We start from the raw sequence: 17,927 nt of genomic DNA, 5'->3' as shown, positions 1-17,927 counted from the left end.
GCTTCGCTCTGGGCGGGCTCGCCTTCGGCATCGCGTTAGCGCTCGGACGTCTCCGGAAAGAGCCCTTGGCGCCCACCCTCGCTGCTCAGACAAGTCTCCAACGTTCGACAGGGATGCCCCTCCGGGGCCATGTATCTGATTGGCCTACGGCCGCGAACCGGCGTGCGGACGGGGGTTTGAAACTCGCCTTCCCTGGCTCGGTTTCAAACGACCGGCCCTCCATGGCCGGCCCCGCCTGCGGCGGCTGTTCCCGTCCGCCCGCCTCGTCTCCGACAACTCGCCTCGAGGGTGGGCGCCAAGGGCTCTCGGACACACTGAGGCTGATCGGTGGGAAAGCCACCGCCACCAACACGGCCGACCTCGCGGCGCCCCACACCTGACAAACGGCCGTAGGAGCCCACCCTGTGGGCGACATCTTTCGCCCAAACGCTCAGGCCCTCTCGTACGGCACGATCGATCAAGGGCCAGACGCCGCAAGATCCGAAGGCTGCCGCGAACGGCGTCGCCCACAGGGTGGGCTCCTACGGGGGTGGGCGTTGGTTTGTCGGTGGGTTTGTACCTCGGGCGACAAGGCCGGCCGCCACGACCCTGTTGCCGGCTCTCCCATCACACGCCCTCAGTGCCTCGGAGAGCCCTCGGCGCCCACCCTCGAGGCGAGTTTCGCAGGCGAGGCAGTCGGGCGGGAATAGCCCCGCAGGGGGGACGCACATGGATGTGCGTTCCTTTTCGACGAGACAGGGACGTCTCGTCGAAAAGCCCCGCCTGGCTGCCGGTTCGCGGCCGTAGGCCAAATAAGTACATTTGCCGCGTTAGCGGCACTCCCTTTCGAACGACGAGGACCTGTCTGAGCAGCGAGGGTGGGCGCCGAGGGCTCTCCTGCGACCACGTCCGAGCGCTAACGCGATGGCCAAAGGCCGAGCCAGCCCAACGCGATGCCAAAGGCGAGCCGTATCGAGCGGGCAACAAAAAAGGCCGCGATTGCTCGCGGCCTTTTTTGATTGCTAGGCGTTGCGGCTTTGCCGCTTCGCCTGGCGTTTCGCGTAAGCCGCTTGCGGCTTACTTGCCGCCCGGAGCCGGGGCGCCAGCGCCCGGGCCCTGGCCAGCCGGGGTCGGGCCGGTCTTCAGCAGTTCGACGTCGAAGATGATCGTCGCATTCGGCGGGAAACCGTTTTCCGGCTTGGCGCCGTAAGCGATGTTCGACGGAATGAACAGCTTGTACTTACCGCCGGTCTGCATCAGCTGCAGGCCCTCGCGGAAGCCCGGGATCACCGCGGCGAGCGGGATCTGGGCCGGACCAGCCGGCTGGTGGTCAGCCGACGAATCGAACTTCTCGCCGTTCACGAACGTACCGGTGTAGTTGATCGTGACCGTATCATTCGGGCCCGGACGCTGGCCGGTACCGGCCTGGACGACCGTGTACTGCAGGCCCGACGCCGTGACCTTCACGCCAGCCGCCGACTTGTTCTTCGCCAGGAAGGCATCGCCTTCGGTCTTGTTCTGCGTGGCAACCTTGTTGTACTCAGCTTCGGCCTTGACCTTCAGCTGGGCCACGAAGGCTTCACGCGTGGACTTGGCTTCCGCCTCGGTCATGGTCGGCTTCTGGCCCGACAGGGCAGCCTGCAGGGCCTTGGCGACGGTCGCCGGATCCACTTCGCGCGCGACGAGCGGCGGAAGCGAGCTGGCAAGGTCCCAACCCACGACATAGCTGGCCTTCTGCTTATCGACGCCGCCCGCAGGGGCAGCTGCCGGCTTGGCAGCCTGGGCGGATGCGCCCGCGGCCGCACCCAGCGAAACCGCCAGGGCGACGGCCATCATCGTGGGACGCAAAAAGTGCTTCATTCGTTACTCCCTCTCTTTGGAGAAAATCGGCGAGGCCGCCGTGGTACCTCCGTGTGGAGGCGAATCGCCATTGTGCTGTGGTTCGCGCCCGGCTTGCAATGACGGGGGCAGAGACAAGGTTTCATACAAAAAGTTCATGGACCTTTCGTGAATTCGTCCAGTTCACTCCTCGTGACCCTGCCCCGGCTTATCCAGAGTATCCCGCAGAGCCGCCTGCAAACGGGCGTGCACCTGTACCAAAACGCGCCAAAGAAGCCATGTCAGGCCGATGCCGATCAGTATCAGCACCGCTGCGACCTCGCGCGGCGGCAGGATCGTCGAGGCCAGCGCCGCCACCAGCAGGCCAAGGATCAGCATGACCACCAGCGGAATGATCCGGCCCAGGACGGCACGGATCCGATAGGTTCGCGCCCCGAACCGGTCAGGAATGCTTAGCTCGGCCAGCAGCATGCCGAGCGCCCCCGCCTTACGGTAGGCCGCCACGATCATCGGCAGCGAGACCAGCGCCGCGGCCGACCAGGCCAGGCTGCGCCTCACCACCGAGTTGTCGCTGAAGAGATCCAGGTGCATGAAGCCGCGGCGATAGGCGAAGGCCGTGATGATGAACACGGCGATGACCAGGACCATGTTGATGATCACGTGCCAGACCAGGCGCCGGATCATCTTCATGACGATCGCGCCCTGCCCCTGCAGCCCCAGGTTACCCATCCACTCCGTATAGGCGCCGAACACGCCCGTGACCCGCGCAGGCAGCGCCCGCCCCAGGCCGGTGGCCAGCGGATCGGACAGCCGGATGAGATACGGGGTCAGGAAGGTGGTGATCGCCGAGACCGCCACCGCTACGGGATACAGGAAGTTGCTCGTTACCTTCAGGCTGAGACCCAGCGTGGCGATGACAAACGAAAATTCGCCGATCTGGGCCAGGCCCATGCCAACCCGCAACGAGGTGCGGCCGTCGTTGCCCGCCACGAAACTGCCGAAACTGCAGGTCACCACCTTGCCCACGACCACGGCGATCGTGACGATCGTGATGGGCCATGCGTACTCCGCCAGCAGCGCTGGATCGATCAACATGCCGATAGCCACGAAGAAGATGGCACTGAACATGTCGCGCACCGGCATGATGATGCGCTCGATCCGGGCGACGCTTTCCGACTCAGCGACGATCGCGCCGATCATGAAGGCGCCCAGCGCCACGCTATAGCCCAGCTCCGTCACCAGCAGGCAGAAGCCGAAACAGATGCCCAGCACCGCGATCAGCAGCACATCGTTGCGGCTGACCTTCGCGATGTAGTCGACGACGCGCGGCACCAGCAGCAGGCCCACGACGAGCGAAACCGCCATGAAAAGCCCTAGCCTGCCGACGGCGGCCAGCGCCTGGTCGGCCTCGAGGCCGCCGGTCTTCGCGATACCCGTGAGCAACGCCATCAGCACGATGGCCAGCAGGTCCTCGACGATCAGGATCCCGAACATCAGTTGCGCGAACCGCTCGCGCTTGAGATTCAGATCCTCCAGCGCCTTCATGATGATCGTGGTGGACGAGATCGAAAGCATGGCGCCCAGGAAGAGCGAATCCATGGCGGTCCAGCCAAAGAAACGGCCAATCTCATAGCCGATCCACACCATCAGCACGATTTCCGCGAACGCGGCCACCAGCGCGGCTCCACCGACGGCGCGCAGCTTCTTCAGGCTGAACTCGAGGCCGAGCGCGAAGAGCAGCAGGATCATGCCCAGCTCGGAGAGCGTGCGGATCGTGTCTTCGTCGTGGATGAAGATGAAGGGGAACGTGTGCGGGCCGATCAGCAGGCCAGCGATGATGTAGCCCAGCACGACCGGCTGGCGCAGGCGCTGGAAAAGCACCGTGGTGAGACCCGCGACCAGCATCACGGTGGCCAGGTCCTGGATGAAAACGATGCCGTGCATGCCTGTCCCTGTGATTTTGAGCTGACAGGTTAACCCGCACGAACTCGCGAAAACATCGCCGCGTCTACTCAGTGGTCAAACAGTGACCAGACCCCTGAAATCCAGATGTCACGCAAGTCCGCGTCATTCATCATTATTCTGAATTTGTCGAAAATAAATTCAAAAAAACTGTAATGAACGCTTGACGGAATCGGGGTTCGGCCCTAATCTTTGCGGCTTCCAGCAGGGGGCCATAGCTCAGCTGGGAGAGCGCCTGCATGGCATGCAGGAGGTCGCCGGTTCGATCCCGGCTGGCTCCACCAACTTCTAGTACGTCCCCATCGTCTAGAGGCCTAGGACATCACCCTTTCACGGTGGCGACCGGGGTTCGAATCCCCGTGGGGACGCCACTTTCCGGATTGCCGGATAGTGTAATGGATGTAGAAGTTGGTAGTTGTTGGAAGAGTTGGAAAACTAGTGTGGAGCGGTAGTTCAGTCGGTTAGAATGCTGGCCTGTCACGCCGGAGGTCGCGGGTTCGAGTCCCGTCCGCTCCGCCACTTTCCAAAAAGAATCCGCCATATGGCGGATTTTTTTTGCCCGGAATTTGCCGCCTCCGGTAGGAGCCCACCCTGTGGGCGACATCTTTCGCCTCAAAGCATCAGGTCCTGCGGCGTTATCGCGAACGGCGTCGCCCACAGGGTGGGCTCCTACCGAGCGCGGTCAGGTGCCTTCGACCCTCACCAATGTTCCGATCGAATGGCCCTGCTCCGCCAGGTATTCCAGCCAGCGGGTGAGGAAGCCGTTCATGCGCAGGCGATGCTGCAGCACCGTATCCGCCGGCGGAAAAGGGCCGAGCACCTGCCAGAGCTTGCGGCCAGGATGGCAATGCAGGGCCTCCGCCACATGGGCATCGGTGTACATGCGCAGCTGCGCCGAAGGCGACGGCTGCCCGGTCGCCTCATCCACGAAATCGTAGGTGAGCTCCAGCTCCAGCGTGTACGGGTGCTTCTCCTGGATTTCCAGGCGCACGTTCAATCCATCGTCGATATCGGACAGGTACACGCCCGGCGCCAGCCGCTGCGGTGCGAACAGGCGCGCGAGCCGGTGGTAGTTCTCCGAATACAGCCCCATCAGGAATTCGAAGCGTCCCGGAATGAGCGAGGCTGGGCGTTCGAGAATGGCAGTCATGGGTCGCGTCGGTCTCCGTAAACGTTCTCGTACTAATACATGTGCCGCTCGATACCGAGGTACTCGAAGATTTTGCTCGAGATTTCCTCGATCGAGGTGTGCGTTGTGTTGAGGACCGGGATGTTTTCCCGGCGCATCAGGCGATCCGCCTGCTCCAGCTCCCATCGGCACTGCTTCAGCGTGGCGTAGCGGCTACCGGGACGGCGCTGCTCACGGATCTGGGCGAGGCGGATGGGGTCGATCGTCAGGCCGAACAGCCTGCTGCGGTAAGGGCGAAGGCGCATCGGCAGCTCAAGCTTGTCGAGGTCATCGTCCGTGAGGGGGTAATTGGCGGCGCACACACCGTAATGCAAGGCCATGTACAGGCAGGTCGGTGTCTTGCCGGATCGGGACACGCCCACCAGGACCACGTCGGACTGGTTGTAGTCCACGTCCAGGCCATCGTCATGGGCCAGCGCGTAGTTCGTCGCCTCGATGCGGGCTTCGTAACGCGCCGAATCCACCAGGCCATGGGAGCGGTTCACGGCACCCGATTGCTTCACTCCCAGCTCGTGCTCGAGCGGGTCGATGAATGGCGCGAACACGTCAAGCATCAGGGCCCCGCTGCCCGCGACGATATCGCACAGGGCCTTCGAGGTCATGGTGTTCACCACGATCGGGCGCTGGCCGTCTTGGGCGTATTTGGTCTTGATCCTCAGCGCGGCCGCCTCGGCCTTGGCCGGGTTATCGATAAACGGCAGGCGATGGGTATCGAACTCCACCCCGTCAAACTGGGTGAGCATGCTGTTACCGATGGTTTCCGCGGTGATGCCGGTGGAATCGGAAATAAAGAAGACGGTGCGCCGCATCGGACGTTTCCCTGAGGTTGGTTCCATGACTCCCACCTTAAGACCAATACGCCGTCATAACCATCCACCCCCCATTATCACGAGGGAATTGATGCATCACCCCTTGTGCATCGACCATACCACCGCGACAATGCGCCGGTTTTTATACCAGCGCGGCCCGCCGCCCAACCGATGTGAGGATCTTCCTTTGAGCGACCTGGTACTTTGGCTCGACGCGCTACGCATGACCGACCTTGGCAAGGTAGGCGGCAAGAATGCCTCCCTTGGCGAAATGATCGGCAACCTGGCGAAACTGGGTGTCTCCGTCCCGGGTGGCTTTGCCACCACGGCCGATGCCTTCCAGACCTACCTTGAAAAGAGCGGCCTCGCGAAGCGGATCCAGGAGCGCCTGGCCACGCTCGACGTGGATGACGTGGATGAACTGACCCGCGGCGGCAAGGAAATCCGTGGCTGGATCGTGGATACCGCCCTGCCCGCCGACCTCGAGCAGGCCATCCGCGACGCGTACATCAAGCTCTGCAAGGATGCCGGCGCCACCGATATCGCGGTGGCCGTGCGTTCTTCCGCCACCGCCGAAGACCTGCCGGACGCCTCGTTCGCCGGCCAGCAGGAAACTTTCCTCAATGTCGTCGGCATCGACGATGTGCTGCACAAGGTGAAGGAAGTCTTCGCCTCGCTGTACAACGACCGCGCCATCGCCTATCGCGTCCACCAGGGCTTCAAGCACGAGGACGTGTTCCTCTCCGCCGGCGTGCAGCTCATGGTCCGTTCGGACGTGGGCGCCTCGGGCGTGCTGTTCACCCTCGACACCGAATCCGGCTTCCGCGATGTGGTGTTCGTCACCGGTTCGTACGGCCTTGGCGAAATGGTCGTCCAGGGTGCCGTGAACCCGGATGAGTTCTACGTGTTCAAGCCGACGCTGCGCGACGGCAAGCCGGCGGTGCTTCGCCGCAGCCTCGGCGCCAAGCAGCAGCGCATGGTCTATTCCGACCAGCCGGGCGAGCGCGTGCGTATCGAGGAAACCCCGTCCGCCCTGCGCCACCAGTTCTGCATCGTCGATGCGGACGTGGAAGAACTCTCGCGCCAGGCTCTCATCATCGAGAAGCACTACGGCCGCCCGATGGATATCGAGTGGGCGAAGGATGGCAACACCGGCAAGCTGTATATCGTGCAGGCTCGCCCGGAAACGGTGAAGTCGCGCTCGCACGCCACCACGCTCGAGCGTTTCCAGCTCAATGAAAAGGGCAAGGTGCTCACCGAAGGCCGCGCCATCGGCCAGAAGATCGGCTCGGGCAAAGCCCGCGTCATCAAGTCGCTGGCCGATATGAACAAGGTGCAGCCGGGCGACGTGCTCGTCGCCGACATGACCGACCCCGACTGGGAGCCGGTGATGAAGCGTGCCGCGGCGATCGTCACCAACCGTGGCGGCCGCACCTGCCACGCGGCGATCATCGCCCGCGAGCTGGGCGTGCCGGCCGTCGTCGGCTGCGGTAACGCGCTGCAGACCATCCCCGATGGCGCCGACGTCACCGTCTCGTGCGCCGAGGGCGATACCGGCACGATCTACGAAGGCATCCTGAAGTTCGACCGCATCACCGCCGACCTCGGTGCGATGCCCGAAGCCCCGCTCAAGATCATGATGAACGTGGCCAACCCCGAGCGCGCTTTCGATTTCGGCATGCTGCCGAACGGCGGCATCGGCCTGGCCCGCCTCGAGATGATCATCGCCAGCCACATCGGCGTGCACCCGAAGGCCTTGCTGGAATACGACAAGCAGGATCCGGAAACGAAGGCGCGCATCGATGCCCGCATCGCCGGCTACAAGGATCCGGTGTCGTTCTACACCGATCGCCTGGGTGAAGGCATCGCCACCATCGCCGCATCGGTGTACCCGAAGCCGGTGATCGTGCGCCTGTCCGACTTCAAGTCGAACGAGTACGCCGGCCTGCTCGGCGGTTCGCGCTACGAGCCGCACGAAGAAAACCCGATGATCGGCTACCGCGGCGCCAGCCGTTACGTCTCGGCGGATTTCGCCGAATCGTTCGCGCTGGAATGCAAGGCGGTGAAGTACGTGCGCGAGACCATGGGCCTCGACAACGTATGGGTCATGATCCCGTTCGTCCGTACCCTGGACGAAGGCCGCAAGGTCATCGAGGTGCTGCGCAAGAACGGCCTCGTGCAGGGCGAGAACGACCTGAAGGTCATCATGATGTGCGAGGTTCCGTCCAACGCGCTGCTGGCGGATGAGTTCCTCGATATCTTCGACGGCTTCTCGATCGGTTCGAACGACCTCACCCAGCTCACCCTGGGCCTGGATCGCGATTCGAGCATCGTGGCCAACCTGTTCGACGAGCGCGACCCGGCGGTGAAGAAGCTGCTGGCGCTGGCCATCAAAACGGCCCGCGAAAAGGGCAAGTACGTCGGCATCTGCGGCCAGGGCCCGTCCGACCACCCGGATCTTGCCGAGTGGCTGATGGAGCAAGGCATCGAATCGGTATCGCTGAACCCGGATACGGTCGTCGATACCTGGCTGCGCCTGGCAAAGAAAAAGGCGGGCTAAAGTCCAAGGCGCCGGCCCGTGCCGGCGCCTTCTTGTAGGAGCCCACCCTGTGGGCGACATCTTTCGCGATAACGCACAGGACCTGTGGCCGTGCCGCGAAAGGCGTCGCCCACAGGGTGGGCTCCTACAGGTGTACGGCTACTCCGGCGGCCTTGTATCGGGTGATCGTCATTTGATCCGTATCAGCGGGCACCACCAGGTGGGTGATCGCCGTGATCGGCACCGTGTGGTGCGTGGCCGATGCCACCAGCTTGTCGGGCGTGGCGATGGCGACGGTTTCACCGCTCGCCTCGATGATCGCCTGCTTGAACATCGTTTCTTCCTCGTCGATGGTCCACAACCCGCTACGCGGGTCGATGGCGCATACGCCGGGAAAGCAGAAATCAGCGCGGATATCCTGCGCCTGGCGCAAGGTACGCGAACCGATGGCGCCGCCGATGCGCGGATCGAGCTTGCCGCCGAGCAGCACCACATCGAAACCCGGGCGTCCCAACACGGCCAGCGCCACGTCAGGCGCGTTCGTCACCACGGTCAGGCCACGATGATCCGGCAGTGCCTTCGCCAGCGCCGTGTTGGTGGAGCCGGCATCGAGGAAGAGGATCTGCCCCTCCCCCACCAGCGATGCCGCGACGCGACCCAGGTTGCGCTTCAGTTCCACGCGTTCGTTGTGGCGCTCGCCCAGCGGCGCCACGTGCGGGGCCAGCAAGGCACCACCGTATACACGGCGGCATAAGCCCTGCGAGGCCAGGTCACGCAGGTCGCGACGGATCGAATCCTCCGAGACCTTGAACTCCTGGGCGAGATCGGCAGCCACGACCTTTCCCTCCCGCTGCAGGCGCTCAAGGATCAGCTGCTGGCGCTCACGCGGCAGCGTGGTATCCGGCAGGTTCATTTCGGCAGGAAGCCCAACGCCACCAGCTCGCTGCGCAACTGCGCCGGCGAATGGAAATGGATGCCATGGATGCCGAGGGCTTCCGCCGCATCGACGTTCGCCTTGTTGTCATCGATGAACACCGCGCGCTTCGGGTCGATGTCGTAGCGCTCGAGCAGCGTTTCGTACAACTTCGGATCCGGCTTGATCATGCCCTCGTCGCCAGAAACCACGATGCCGTCGAACCAGTTGAAGAAATCGTAGCGCGCGCGGGCGATCGGGAAGGTTTCACCCGACCAGTTGGTAAGCCCGTACAGCGGATGCCCGGCCTGCTTCAGATCGTGCAGGATGGTGATGCTGTCGTCGATCGGACCTTTCAGGGTTTCGTCCCAGCGTTCATGGAACGCGGTAATGAGATCGACCTGGCTCGGATGCGCCGCCGTGAGTTCGGCGACAGCCTCCTTCCACGGGCGCCCGGCGTCCTGGCGAAGATTCCATTCCGGGGTGGTGACCTCGGCGAGGAAACGCTCCATGCCCGCCTCGTCATCGCCGAACAGCTTGCGGTACAGATGGCGGGGGTTCCAGTCGACGATGACGCCACCGAAATCGAAGATCACCACATCACGCTTGGCATACATAAGGAAAGCTCCGGATCAGCGACGCGCGATGGAAGCGCAGAGGGAAACAACGACGAGCAGGCCGGCAACGCCGGTCAGTGCGATGGAAAGCGTGCTCAGGTGGGCGACAAAGCCGATCCCTGCCGGGCCGGCGAGCATACCGGCGTAGCCCAGCGCGGTGACGATAGCGATGCCCACACCAGGCGAGGCGCCGCCCAGCCGGCCCGCCGCACTGAACAGCACGGGCACGATGTTGGATGCGCCGATACCGACCAGGACAAAACCCAGCAACGCCGCGGGCCCCCACGGAATGAGCGTGGCGGCAAGGAAACCCGCCGCGGCGATCAGGCTGCCGCCGCGCACGATGGCGACCGGGCCGACGTGCGCGGTGATGCGATCGCCCATGAGACGGCACACCGCCATGGCGATGGAGAACGCTGCGTAGCCCAGGCCCGCCGACGATGCGTCGAACCCGCGCGAGAAACGCAGGAACACGGCGCTCCAGTCGAGCATGGAGCCCTCGGCCAGGAACACCACCATGCACAGGAAGCCCAGCAGGAAGATGGCGCCACCAGGCATGCGGAACGGTGCATGGGCTTCGGCGTGCGCGTCTTCGTGACGTACGAGGAAATGCTTCCACTGGGTTAGCACGATAACGAGCAGGCCCAGCGATACCGCGATGGCACTCCCCGTAAGCGGTGCACCCGCCTTGAGCAGTGCCGCCATGCCGGCGGAACCGACGAGGCCACCGACGCTGAAGAGGCCATGGAAGCCCGACATCATCGGCTTGCCACGCAGCTTTTCCACATCCACGGCGTGGGCATTCATGGAAACGTCGATCACGCCGAGCGATGCACCGAAGAACAGCAGCGCGCCCGCGAGTGCCCACGCATCCGGAGCCAGGGTGAGCAGCGGCAGCGCAAGGCAAACCAGCAAGCCACTGACACCAATGACATCGCGATTGCCGAAGCGATGGGTAAGAAAGCCGGCCAGCGGCATGGCCGCAGCGGCGCCACAGCCCATGCACAGCAGAATGAGGCCCAGCGTGCCGTCATCGAGCCCCAGGCGAGCCTTGGCGTACGGCACCATCGGCGCCCAGCTGGCCATGCCGATGCCGGATAAAAGAAAAATCAGCCGGGTGGCTCGCGTGGGGTTCATGCACATTCCATGGGGAGGGGGAATGAGCACCAATGTACGGAAACGTGCACAAACGTGCAAGCCATGCAGGATCGTGCATTAAATCCAGTGGAAGCCCTTGGCCATCATGCCGGCCAGACCAAGGCCAAACGTAATCAAGGTGCCGAGCAGAAACCGGAAATCGGTCCGTAGCTCGCGAATCTCCACGCGAAATTCCGCACGTAGATCCTTTAGCTCGAGCCGAAGGTTACGGATATCTTCCCGGATGAATTCCATAGCGGTTTCAAGCCTGCTGACGCGCATTTCGAGCGCGACATACTGACTGGCCGGGGTATCGGGTGCAATTTCGCTCGCCGAGTCAGGCGATGCGGGAGCATGGTGGACCGTGAAGTTCATATGGCGAGGGCCTCCCTAAGCGTTGGATGGCCTTAGGATTGCGCGTTGTCGAGCACAAGGCGATTGGCCCCAGCCCACTTTGTTGCGTAGGAAAATCCCTTCAATCTCAGCGACTTTGTAAGGCTTCTTCACCTGAGAAACCTCGTAAGCGCACAAGCCACTTGCACCCCGGCCCGGCCTTCTGTACAAATGTACACATGACGACGCCGAACCTCACCGAGCGACAGCAGAAGACCCTGGACTTCCTGCGGGAGTACCTGCAGACCCAGGGCCTGCCGCCTACCCTGCGCGAGATCGCGGATGCCCTCGGCTTCCCGAGCCACAGCTCCGCGCAGGCCTGCGTGGAGTCACTGGTGCGCAAGGGTGTGCTGGAGCGTTCGCCGCAGCATCGCGGCCTGCGCCTGCCGTCGGGTAACGCCGCCGCCATCCGTGCCGCCCTGCTCAACGAGCTGCCGCTCATCGGCCGCGTCGCCGCCGGTTCGCCCATCCTCGCCGAGGAAAACATCGAATCGCAACTGGAGATCGACCCGGCCATGTTCCACCCCCGCGCGGACTACCTCCTGCGCGTGGTGGGCATGAGCATGCGGGATGTCGGCATCCTCGATGGCGACCTGCTTGCCGTGCACCGCACGGCTACCGCCAACGATGGCCAGATCGTCGTGGCCCGCCTGGATGACGAAGTGACGGTGAAGCGCCTGAAGCATGAGCGCGATCGCCTGCTGCTGCTTCCCGAGAACCCGGACTTCAGCCCGATCGAAGTCGACCCACGCCGCCACGCCTTCGCCATCGAAGGTCGTTACGTCGGCATCATCCGCAGGACCTGAGCCATGAATGCCATCGCCTCCGCTTCGCACAATCTGGCCCAGGTCCTGGATCATCCCGGTATCTGGCGCCGTTCCGCCGACCGTCAGCCGCGTGTCCGCGCGCTGTCCACTGGCTGGACTTCGCTCGATGCCCGCCTGCCCGGTGGTGGCTGGCCGCAAGGTGCCGTCAGCGAAATCCTTTTCGAACACGATGGTCTGGGCGAGCTCGACCTGGTGATGCCTGCGCTTGCCGCGCTCACCCAGGAGCACCGCCGCGTCATCTTCGTGGCGCCGCCCTACCAGCCGTACGCGCCGGCGCTGGCCGCCGCCGGTGTCGACCTGCGTTTCCTGCATGAGATTCATGCCGGCTCCACCGAGGCAGCGTGGAGCATGGAGCAGTGCCTGCGCTCGGGTTGCTGCGGCGCTGTCGTTGGCTGGCTTCCGGATATCGACTACCGCAGCCTGCGCCGCCTGCAGCTGGCCGCCGAAAGCGGCGATGCCTGCGCCATGATCTTCCGTTCCGCCGAACACGCTGCACAAAACAGCCCGGCGGCACTCCGTCTCAAGGTCAGCAATAGCGATGAGGCCACCTACGTGGATGTCCTCAAATCACGCGGTTTGCTGACCACCACCGCTCCGCTGCTCCGCATGCGGGCCTGAGGTCTGTCCGGCATGGTGTTGTCCTCATCCGCCGCCATGCCGGACGCCTCTTTTTTGCCCCGTTATCGCAGCCATGCTTTGGGCCTGCCTCCGTTTTCCCGGCCTGGCGTTCTCCGCCGCCTTCGCCGCGATACCGGAGGCAGGCCCGTCTGCCCTCCTCGATAGCCACGCTCGCCAGCGGCTGATCGCCAGCGCCAATGATGAAGCGCGCGCCCACGGCATTCGCCGCGGGCAAAGCGTGGCTGCCGCACGGGCGTTATGCCCGGCACTGGAAGTCCGCCCGCGCGATCGCGAGGCCGAGAAGCGCCTGCTCGCCGAGTTGGCCGCCTGGTGCTACCAGTTCAGTGGCCACGTCAGCCTGGTACCGCCCAACGCCATCCTCATGGAGGTAGGTGCCAGCCTGCGCCTGTTCGAAGGCTGGCCCCCACTGGCCGAGCGGGTAAGCTCGGGCCTGCGTGAGCAGGGCCACGCGCATACGCTGGCCGCCACCCCCTTCGCCTCCGCGTCATGGGTCTTCGCCGCCACGGCGGATGGCATGGTGCTGCCCACGCGCGAAGGCGTCATACGCATGCTGGGGGCATTGCCGCTCACGCAGAGCGGCCTGCCTGGCACGGCCATCGCCGCACTGCATGCCATGGGCTTCCGCCGGCTGGACGAGATCTTCCGGCTGCCGCGCCCCGAACTCACCCGGCGTATCGGCAAGGCGGGCGTGAACTGGCTGGATCGTCTCCGCGGGCAGGCCTCGGATGCCCTCCCCGCCTGGCAACCTCCCGCCAGCTTCCAGCAAAAGATCGAATTCGATGCCGAACTGGATGGCAGCCAGCCACTCCTGTTTCCGTTGCGCCGGCTTACCCGTGCGCTGGCCAACCTGCTGGCGGCGCGCGATGGGGGCGTACAGCGCTTCACCCTCACGCTGGAACACGCCCGCGGTGAAACCACGCGCATCGTGGTGGCCATGGCCGCACCGCAACGCGATGCCGAGCGCCTGTTCGAACTGGCCCGTACACGGCTCGAACGCGCCACGCTGCCCGCCCCCGCGCGCACGCTGGAACTGCATGCCGATGAGCTCCCCATGTTCCGGCCACCGGTGCGTGATCTGTTCGAACCGATCCGCGGCGATGGCCTCGACTGGCCCACGCTGGATGAGCGCCTGCGCGCCCGCCTGGGCGATGCCGCGTTGCGCCAGCTCATGGTGGTGAACGACCACCGGCCCGAACGCGCTTCCCGCTACGGCGCACCGGCTGGCGCGGTATCGCTACCGCGTGGGCGGCGCCCGTTGTGGCTGCTGCCACGCCCCCTCCCCATGCGCCCCGATCCCGTGGCCGTACTGGCCGGCCCCGAGCGCATCGAAAGCGGCTGGTGGGATGGCGCCGATGCGCGCCGCGACTATTACATCGTACGTACGGTGCACGGCCAGCAGGCATGGGCTTACCTGCCGCCGGGCACGCTGGATGGGTGGATGCTGCATGGCTGGTTTGCCTGACCTTTCGGCGAACGACGGTGATATCGAACCTCCCGCCTACGCCGAGCTGCACGCGCTAAGTGATTTCAGCTTCCAGCGCGGAGCATCGAGCGCGCGCGAGCTTTTCGAACGCGCGAAGGAGCTGGGTTATGGCGCGCTGGCCATCACCGACGAGTGCTCGCTATCCGGCATCGTGCGTGCGCTCGAAGCTTCGCTGGAAATGGAGCTGCCACTCATCGTGGGCAGCGAATTCCGCCTTGCCGATGGCACCACCCTCGTCCTGCTGGTGGAGAACCAGGCGGGCTATACCGAATTGTGCCGGCTGATCACGCTGGGGCGTCGGCGCGCCCGCAAGGGCCATTACGAACTGCATCGCGGCGATATCGAAACCCTGGGCGAAGGCCTGTGCCTGCTGTGGGCACCCGGCCCCTGGCTGGCGGCGAGCCGCGCCACGCACGACGAACGCGCCGCCTGGGTGGCCCGGCATTTCACCGGCCGCGCCTGGCTGGCCGTGGAACTGCACCGCGGCCAGCACGACGAGGCCGAGCTGACCGAGCTTCGCGAACTGGGCGCGCGCCACGCACTCCCCTGCGTCGCCGCCGGTGATGTGCACATGCACCTGCGCCGCCGCCGCGCCCTGCAGGATGTGATGACCGCCATCCGCGTGAACCGCCCGCTCGCCGACGCGGGCGCCGCCCTGTTCCCGAATGGCGAGCGCCACCTGCGCCAGCGCGAAACCCTGGCGCGCATCTACCCACGCGACCTGCTCGATGAAACCCAGGTAGTGGCCGCACGCTGCACCGGCTTCGATATCCGCGGCATCAACTATGTCTACCCACGCGAGCTGGTACCCGAAGGCATGGACGCCGCGGCGCATCTTCGCCAGCTCACCTGGGAGGGCGCCGCCACGCGCTGGCCGGAGGGCATCGACGACGAACAGCGCGAGCGCATCGAAAAAGAGCTATCCCTCGTCGCCACCATGAAATACGAGGCGTTCTTCCTCACCGTGCACGATATCGTCCGCTTCGCACGCTCACGGCAGATCCTTTGCCAGGGGCGCGGCTCCGCGGCCAACTCGGTGGTGTGCTTCTGCCTGGGCATCACCGAGGTGAACCCGGTTCAGATCAATACCCTGTTCGAACGGTTCATTTCCGTCGAGCGCGATGAGCCGCCGGATATCGACGTGGATTTCGAACACGAACGGCGCGAGGAAGTACTGCAATACGTCTTCAACAAGTACGGCCGCGAACGCGCCGCGCTAGCCGCCACCGTCATCAGTTACCGGCGCAAGAGTGCCGCACGCGATATCGGCCGCGCACTGAGCCTTTCCGAGGACCAGCTCGATCAGCTGAGCCGCGCCTATTCGCATGCCCATGGTGAAGTGCCCATCACCGTGCGCCTGGCGGAACGGGGTTTCGATATCACTAGCCGCACCATCCGCCAGCTCGTCGTGCTGGTGGAAGAACTCAACGGCATGCCCCGGCACCTTTCCCAGCACGTGGGTGGCTTCGTCATTTCCGATACACCACTGCACCACCTGGTGCCGGTGGAGAACGCGGCCATGGATGAGCGCACCATCATCCAGTGGGACAAGGACGACCTGGAAACCATGAAGCTGCTGAAGGTGGATTGCCTGGCGCTGGGCATGCTCACCTGCATGCAAAAAGCGATGGATCTCCTGCGGGAACATGAGATCAGGGATTACCCGCGCCTGGCCGACATCCCCATGGATGACGAGGCCACGTACGCGATGATCCAGGAGGCCGATACCGTCGGCGTGTTCCAGATCGAATCGCGCGCGCAGATGTCGATGCTGCCTCGCCTGCGGCCCGCGTGTTACTACGACCTGGTGATCCAGGTAGCCATCGTGCGCCCCGGCCCGATCCAGGGCGGCATGGTGCACCCCTACCTGCAACGGCGAAAACTCCCGCCTGAAGAAATCACCTACGAACACAACGTGCGTCCGGTGCTGGAACGCACACTCGGCGTGCCGATCTTCCAGGAACAGGTGATGCATATCCTGCAGGTCGTAGCCGATTTCTCCCCTGGCGAATCCGATGAACTACGCCGCTCCATGGCGGCGTGGAAGCGCCGCGGCGGCCTGCAGAAGTTCGAACCGAAGATCCGCCGCAACATGTCGAAAAACGGCTATTCGGCCGAGTTCACCCAGCAGATCATCGACCAGATCCAGGGCTTCGGCAGCTATGGCTTCCCGGAATCGCATGCGGCGGGCTTCGCGCTCATCGCCTACGCCTCCTCTTACCTCAAGCGGCACTACCCGGAAGCGTTTACCTGCGCACTGCTCAACAGCCAGCCGATGGGTTTCTACGCCCCCGCGCAACTGGTCGCGGATGTCCGCCGGCACGGCGTGGAAGTGCGCCCACCCGATGTCACCGCCAGCGCCTGGGATTGCACGCTGGAACCCCTGGCGAACAAACCCCGCGCCCATGCCCTGAGGCTGGGCCTGCGCATGATCGGCGGCCTGTCGGCTGACCTGGGCGCACGCATCCGCGCCGCTCGCGAACAGGCGCCGTTACGTGACCTCGCCGACCTTGCCGCGCGTGCGCACCTCAACAGGTTTGAACGCGAGCGCCTTGCCGATGCCGGCGCCTTGCGCACGCTCAGCGGCCATCGCCATCGTGCGCGATGGGAGAGCGCGGGCATCGAACGCTCACTCCCCTTGCTCGATGCCGTGACGGAAGAGCGCACGACGTTGCGACCACCCACGCAGGCAGAAAACGTTTTCGCCGATTACGCGACGCACGGGTTATCGCTAAGCGGCCATCCACTCTCGCTGGTTCGCAAGAACTTGCTATCGCGCCGCGTACGGCGCGCACGCGATCTTGCCTCTGTCCGAAACGGTGCATGGCTACGCCATGCGGGTCTGGTTACCGTGCGCCAGCGCCCGCAAACCGCCAGCGGTATCACCTTCGTCACACTGGAAGACGAAACCGGCCAGGTCAACGTCATCGTGCGCCCCAAGGTGGCCGAAGCCTGCCGCCAGGCCTTGCTCGATGCCGTGTTATTAGCCGTGGATGGGCAGTGGCAATCCATTGATGGCGTACGCCATCTGGTGGCGCACCGGCTACTCGATTTCAGTGACCTGCTTCCGGCTTTTGGATCGGTATCGCGCGATTTCCAGTAGGCCATGCACCCCATCACTTAACGAGTTGTAATTTCCACCTGAACGAATGCCTAGGAACCGCAGAAGCAGATTCACTTTATTCATGCAAAAAGGAATAGCTTCTGCACCGACCGCACCATTCCGGTCTGAAGCGAGCCACGCCGCCGCGCCCGGCGTTGCCGCCAAGAAGCCCAAGGCGCTCACTAAAGTTCCAAGGAGAGATTCGTCATGCGCAACACGAAACTGATCCTCGCCCTGCTCGCCGGCTGCACCATCATGAGCGGCGCCGCCTTCGCGCAGGATGCTGCTTCGAAGAGCTCGGCTGACCCGGCCGCCGCATCGACGTCGGCCAGCAAGGCGGGCAGCGAGAACGGCTCGATGAAGTCGACCCACAAGAAGCACAAGGCCAAGAAGAGCACCGAGACCTCGGGTACCGAGACGGCTCCGGCCAAGTCCTCCTCCGCCGGCGGCATGTAATCGCCAGCGCATGAACGAAAAAAGCCGGTGCCGCGAGGCACC

14 protein-coding genes and 3 tRNA genes are annotated in these 17,927 nt (G+C 64.4%); 9 read left to right on the top strand and 8 right to left on the bottom strand.

Annotated elements, in window-relative coordinates; all coding sequences use genetic code 11:
- Positions 1-1,056: 1,056 nt before the first annotated feature.
- Together L2Y96_RS09240 and L2Y96_RS09235 are read right to left on the bottom strand one after the other, a co-directional pair.
- On the bottom strand, positions 1,057-1,839 hold the full coding sequence (locus tag L2Y96_RS09240; protein WP_247335975.1) for an FKBP-type peptidyl-prolyl cis-trans isomerase: 783 nt from the start codon (positions 1,837-1,839) through the stop codon (positions 1,057-1,059).
- Between the two features lie 162 nt (positions 1,840-2,001).
- Entirely contained in the window at positions 2,002-3,762 is a 1,761-nt protein-coding gene (locus tag L2Y96_RS09235) for a cation:proton antiporter (protein WP_247335973.1), read from the bottom strand.
- A gap of 226 nt (positions 3,763-3,988) precedes the next feature.
- Here L2Y96_RS09235 and L2Y96_RS09230 point away from each other — a divergent pair.
- The 3 genes from L2Y96_RS09230 (at position 3,989) to L2Y96_RS09220 (ending at position 4,299) form a co-directional block, all read left to right on the top strand.
- A tRNA-Ala gene (locus L2Y96_RS09230) sits at positions 3,989-4,064 on the top strand.
- Between the two features lie 11 nt (positions 4,065-4,075).
- Positions 4,076-4,151 (top strand) — tRNA-Glu (locus L2Y96_RS09225).
- Positions 4,152-4,222: 71 nt separating this feature from the next.
- Positions 4,223-4,299: transfer RNA gene (locus L2Y96_RS09220), tRNA-Asp, on the top strand.
- A gap of 163 nt (positions 4,300-4,462) precedes the next feature.
- Here the strand turns inward: L2Y96_RS09220 and L2Y96_RS09215 are convergent.
- Together L2Y96_RS09215 and ppsR are read right to left on the bottom strand one after the other, a co-directional pair.
- On the bottom strand, positions 4,463-4,930 hold the full coding sequence (locus L2Y96_RS09215) for a DUF1249 domain-containing protein (RefSeq protein WP_247335971.1): 468 nt from the start codon (positions 4,928-4,930) through the stop codon (positions 4,463-4,465).
- A gap of 32 nt (positions 4,931-4,962) precedes the next feature.
- Positions 4,963-5,778, bottom strand: a complete 816-nt coding sequence (gene ppsR, locus L2Y96_RS09210) for a posphoenolpyruvate synthetase regulatory kinase/phosphorylase PpsR (RefSeq protein ID WP_247335968.1) — start codon at positions 5,776-5,778, stop codon at positions 4,963-4,965.
- A 187-nt stretch (positions 5,779-5,965) separates the two neighbouring features.
- Between ppsR and ppsA the strand changes: the two genes are divergently transcribed.
- Positions 5,966-8,338 (top strand): phosphoenolpyruvate synthase, encoded by a 2,373-nt coding sequence (gene ppsA, locus L2Y96_RS09205; RefSeq protein WP_247335966.1) that lies wholly within the window; start codon positions 5,966-5,968, stop codon positions 8,336-8,338.
- 124 nt (positions 8,339-8,462) lie between these two features.
- Here the strand turns inward: ppsA and L2Y96_RS09200 are convergent, their stop codons facing one another.
- The 4 genes from L2Y96_RS09200 to L2Y96_RS09185 form a co-directional block, all read right to left on the bottom strand.
- On the bottom strand, positions 8,463-9,230 hold the full coding sequence (locus L2Y96_RS09200) for a DeoR/GlpR family DNA-binding transcription regulator (protein ID WP_247335963.1): 768 nt from the start codon (positions 9,228-9,230) through the stop codon (positions 8,463-8,465).
- Complete coding sequence (locus tag L2Y96_RS09195) at positions 9,227-9,847, bottom strand: HAD family hydrolase (RefSeq protein ID WP_247335961.1); 621 nt, start codon at positions 9,845-9,847, stop codon at positions 9,227-9,229. The genes L2Y96_RS09200 and L2Y96_RS09195 overlap by 4 nt, the downstream gene beginning before the upstream one ends.
- Positions 9,848-9,862: 15 nt before the next feature.
- Entirely contained in the window at positions 9,863-10,984 is a 1,122-nt protein-coding gene (locus tag L2Y96_RS09190) for an MFS transporter (protein WP_247335959.1), read from the bottom strand.
- 78 nt (positions 10,985-11,062) lie between these two features.
- Positions 11,063-11,359 (bottom strand): hypothetical protein, encoded by a 297-nt coding sequence (locus L2Y96_RS09185; RefSeq protein ID WP_247335956.1) that lies wholly within the window; start codon positions 11,357-11,359, stop codon positions 11,063-11,065.
- Positions 11,360-11,556: 197 nt separating this feature from the next.
- Here L2Y96_RS09185 and lexA point away from each other — a divergent pair, with 197 nt between their 5' ends.
- The 5 genes from lexA to L2Y96_RS09160 all read left to right on the top strand — a co-directional run bounded on the left by lexA (position 11,557) and on the right by L2Y96_RS09160 (position 17,885).
- Entirely contained in the window at positions 11,557-12,183 is a 627-nt protein-coding gene (gene lexA / locus L2Y96_RS09180; RefSeq protein ID WP_247335954.1) for a transcriptional repressor LexA, read from the top strand.
- Positions 12,184-12,186: 3 nt separating this feature from the next.
- On the top strand, positions 12,187-12,822 hold the full coding sequence (gene imuA, locus L2Y96_RS09175; protein WP_247335951.1) for a translesion DNA synthesis-associated protein ImuA: 636 nt from the start codon (positions 12,187-12,189) through the stop codon (positions 12,820-12,822).
- A gap of 73 nt (positions 12,823-12,895) precedes the next feature.
- The gene (locus L2Y96_RS09170) at positions 12,896-14,305 is read left to right on the top strand and encodes a Y-family DNA polymerase (protein ID WP_247335950.1); all 1,410 of its coding nucleotides are present in this window, start codon (positions 12,896-12,898) and stop codon (positions 14,303-14,305) included.
- Positions 14,289-17,429: an error-prone DNA polymerase gene (locus L2Y96_RS09165; RefSeq protein WP_247335948.1), complete on the top strand. Its 3,141-nt coding sequence runs from the start codon at positions 14,289-14,291 to the stop codon at positions 17,427-17,429. Before L2Y96_RS09170 ends, L2Y96_RS09165 begins: the two co-directional genes overlap by 17 nt.
- 207 nt (positions 17,430-17,636) lie before the next feature.
- A complete protein-coding gene (locus tag L2Y96_RS09160) occupies positions 17,637-17,885 on the top strand; it encodes a hypothetical protein (RefSeq protein ID WP_247335946.1) in 249 nt (82 codons plus the stop codon).
- The last annotated feature ends 42 nt before the right edge of the window (positions 17,886-17,927 follow it).

It is taken from the genome of Luteibacter aegosomaticola, from assembly GCF_023078475.1.
Lineage (GTDB): Bacteria > Pseudomonadota > Gammaproteobacteria > Xanthomonadales > Rhodanobacteraceae > Luteibacter > Luteibacter aegosomaticola.
The sequence above is the reverse complement of the archived record's forward strand: the minus strand, read 5'-3'. Positions and strand labels throughout refer to the sequence as shown.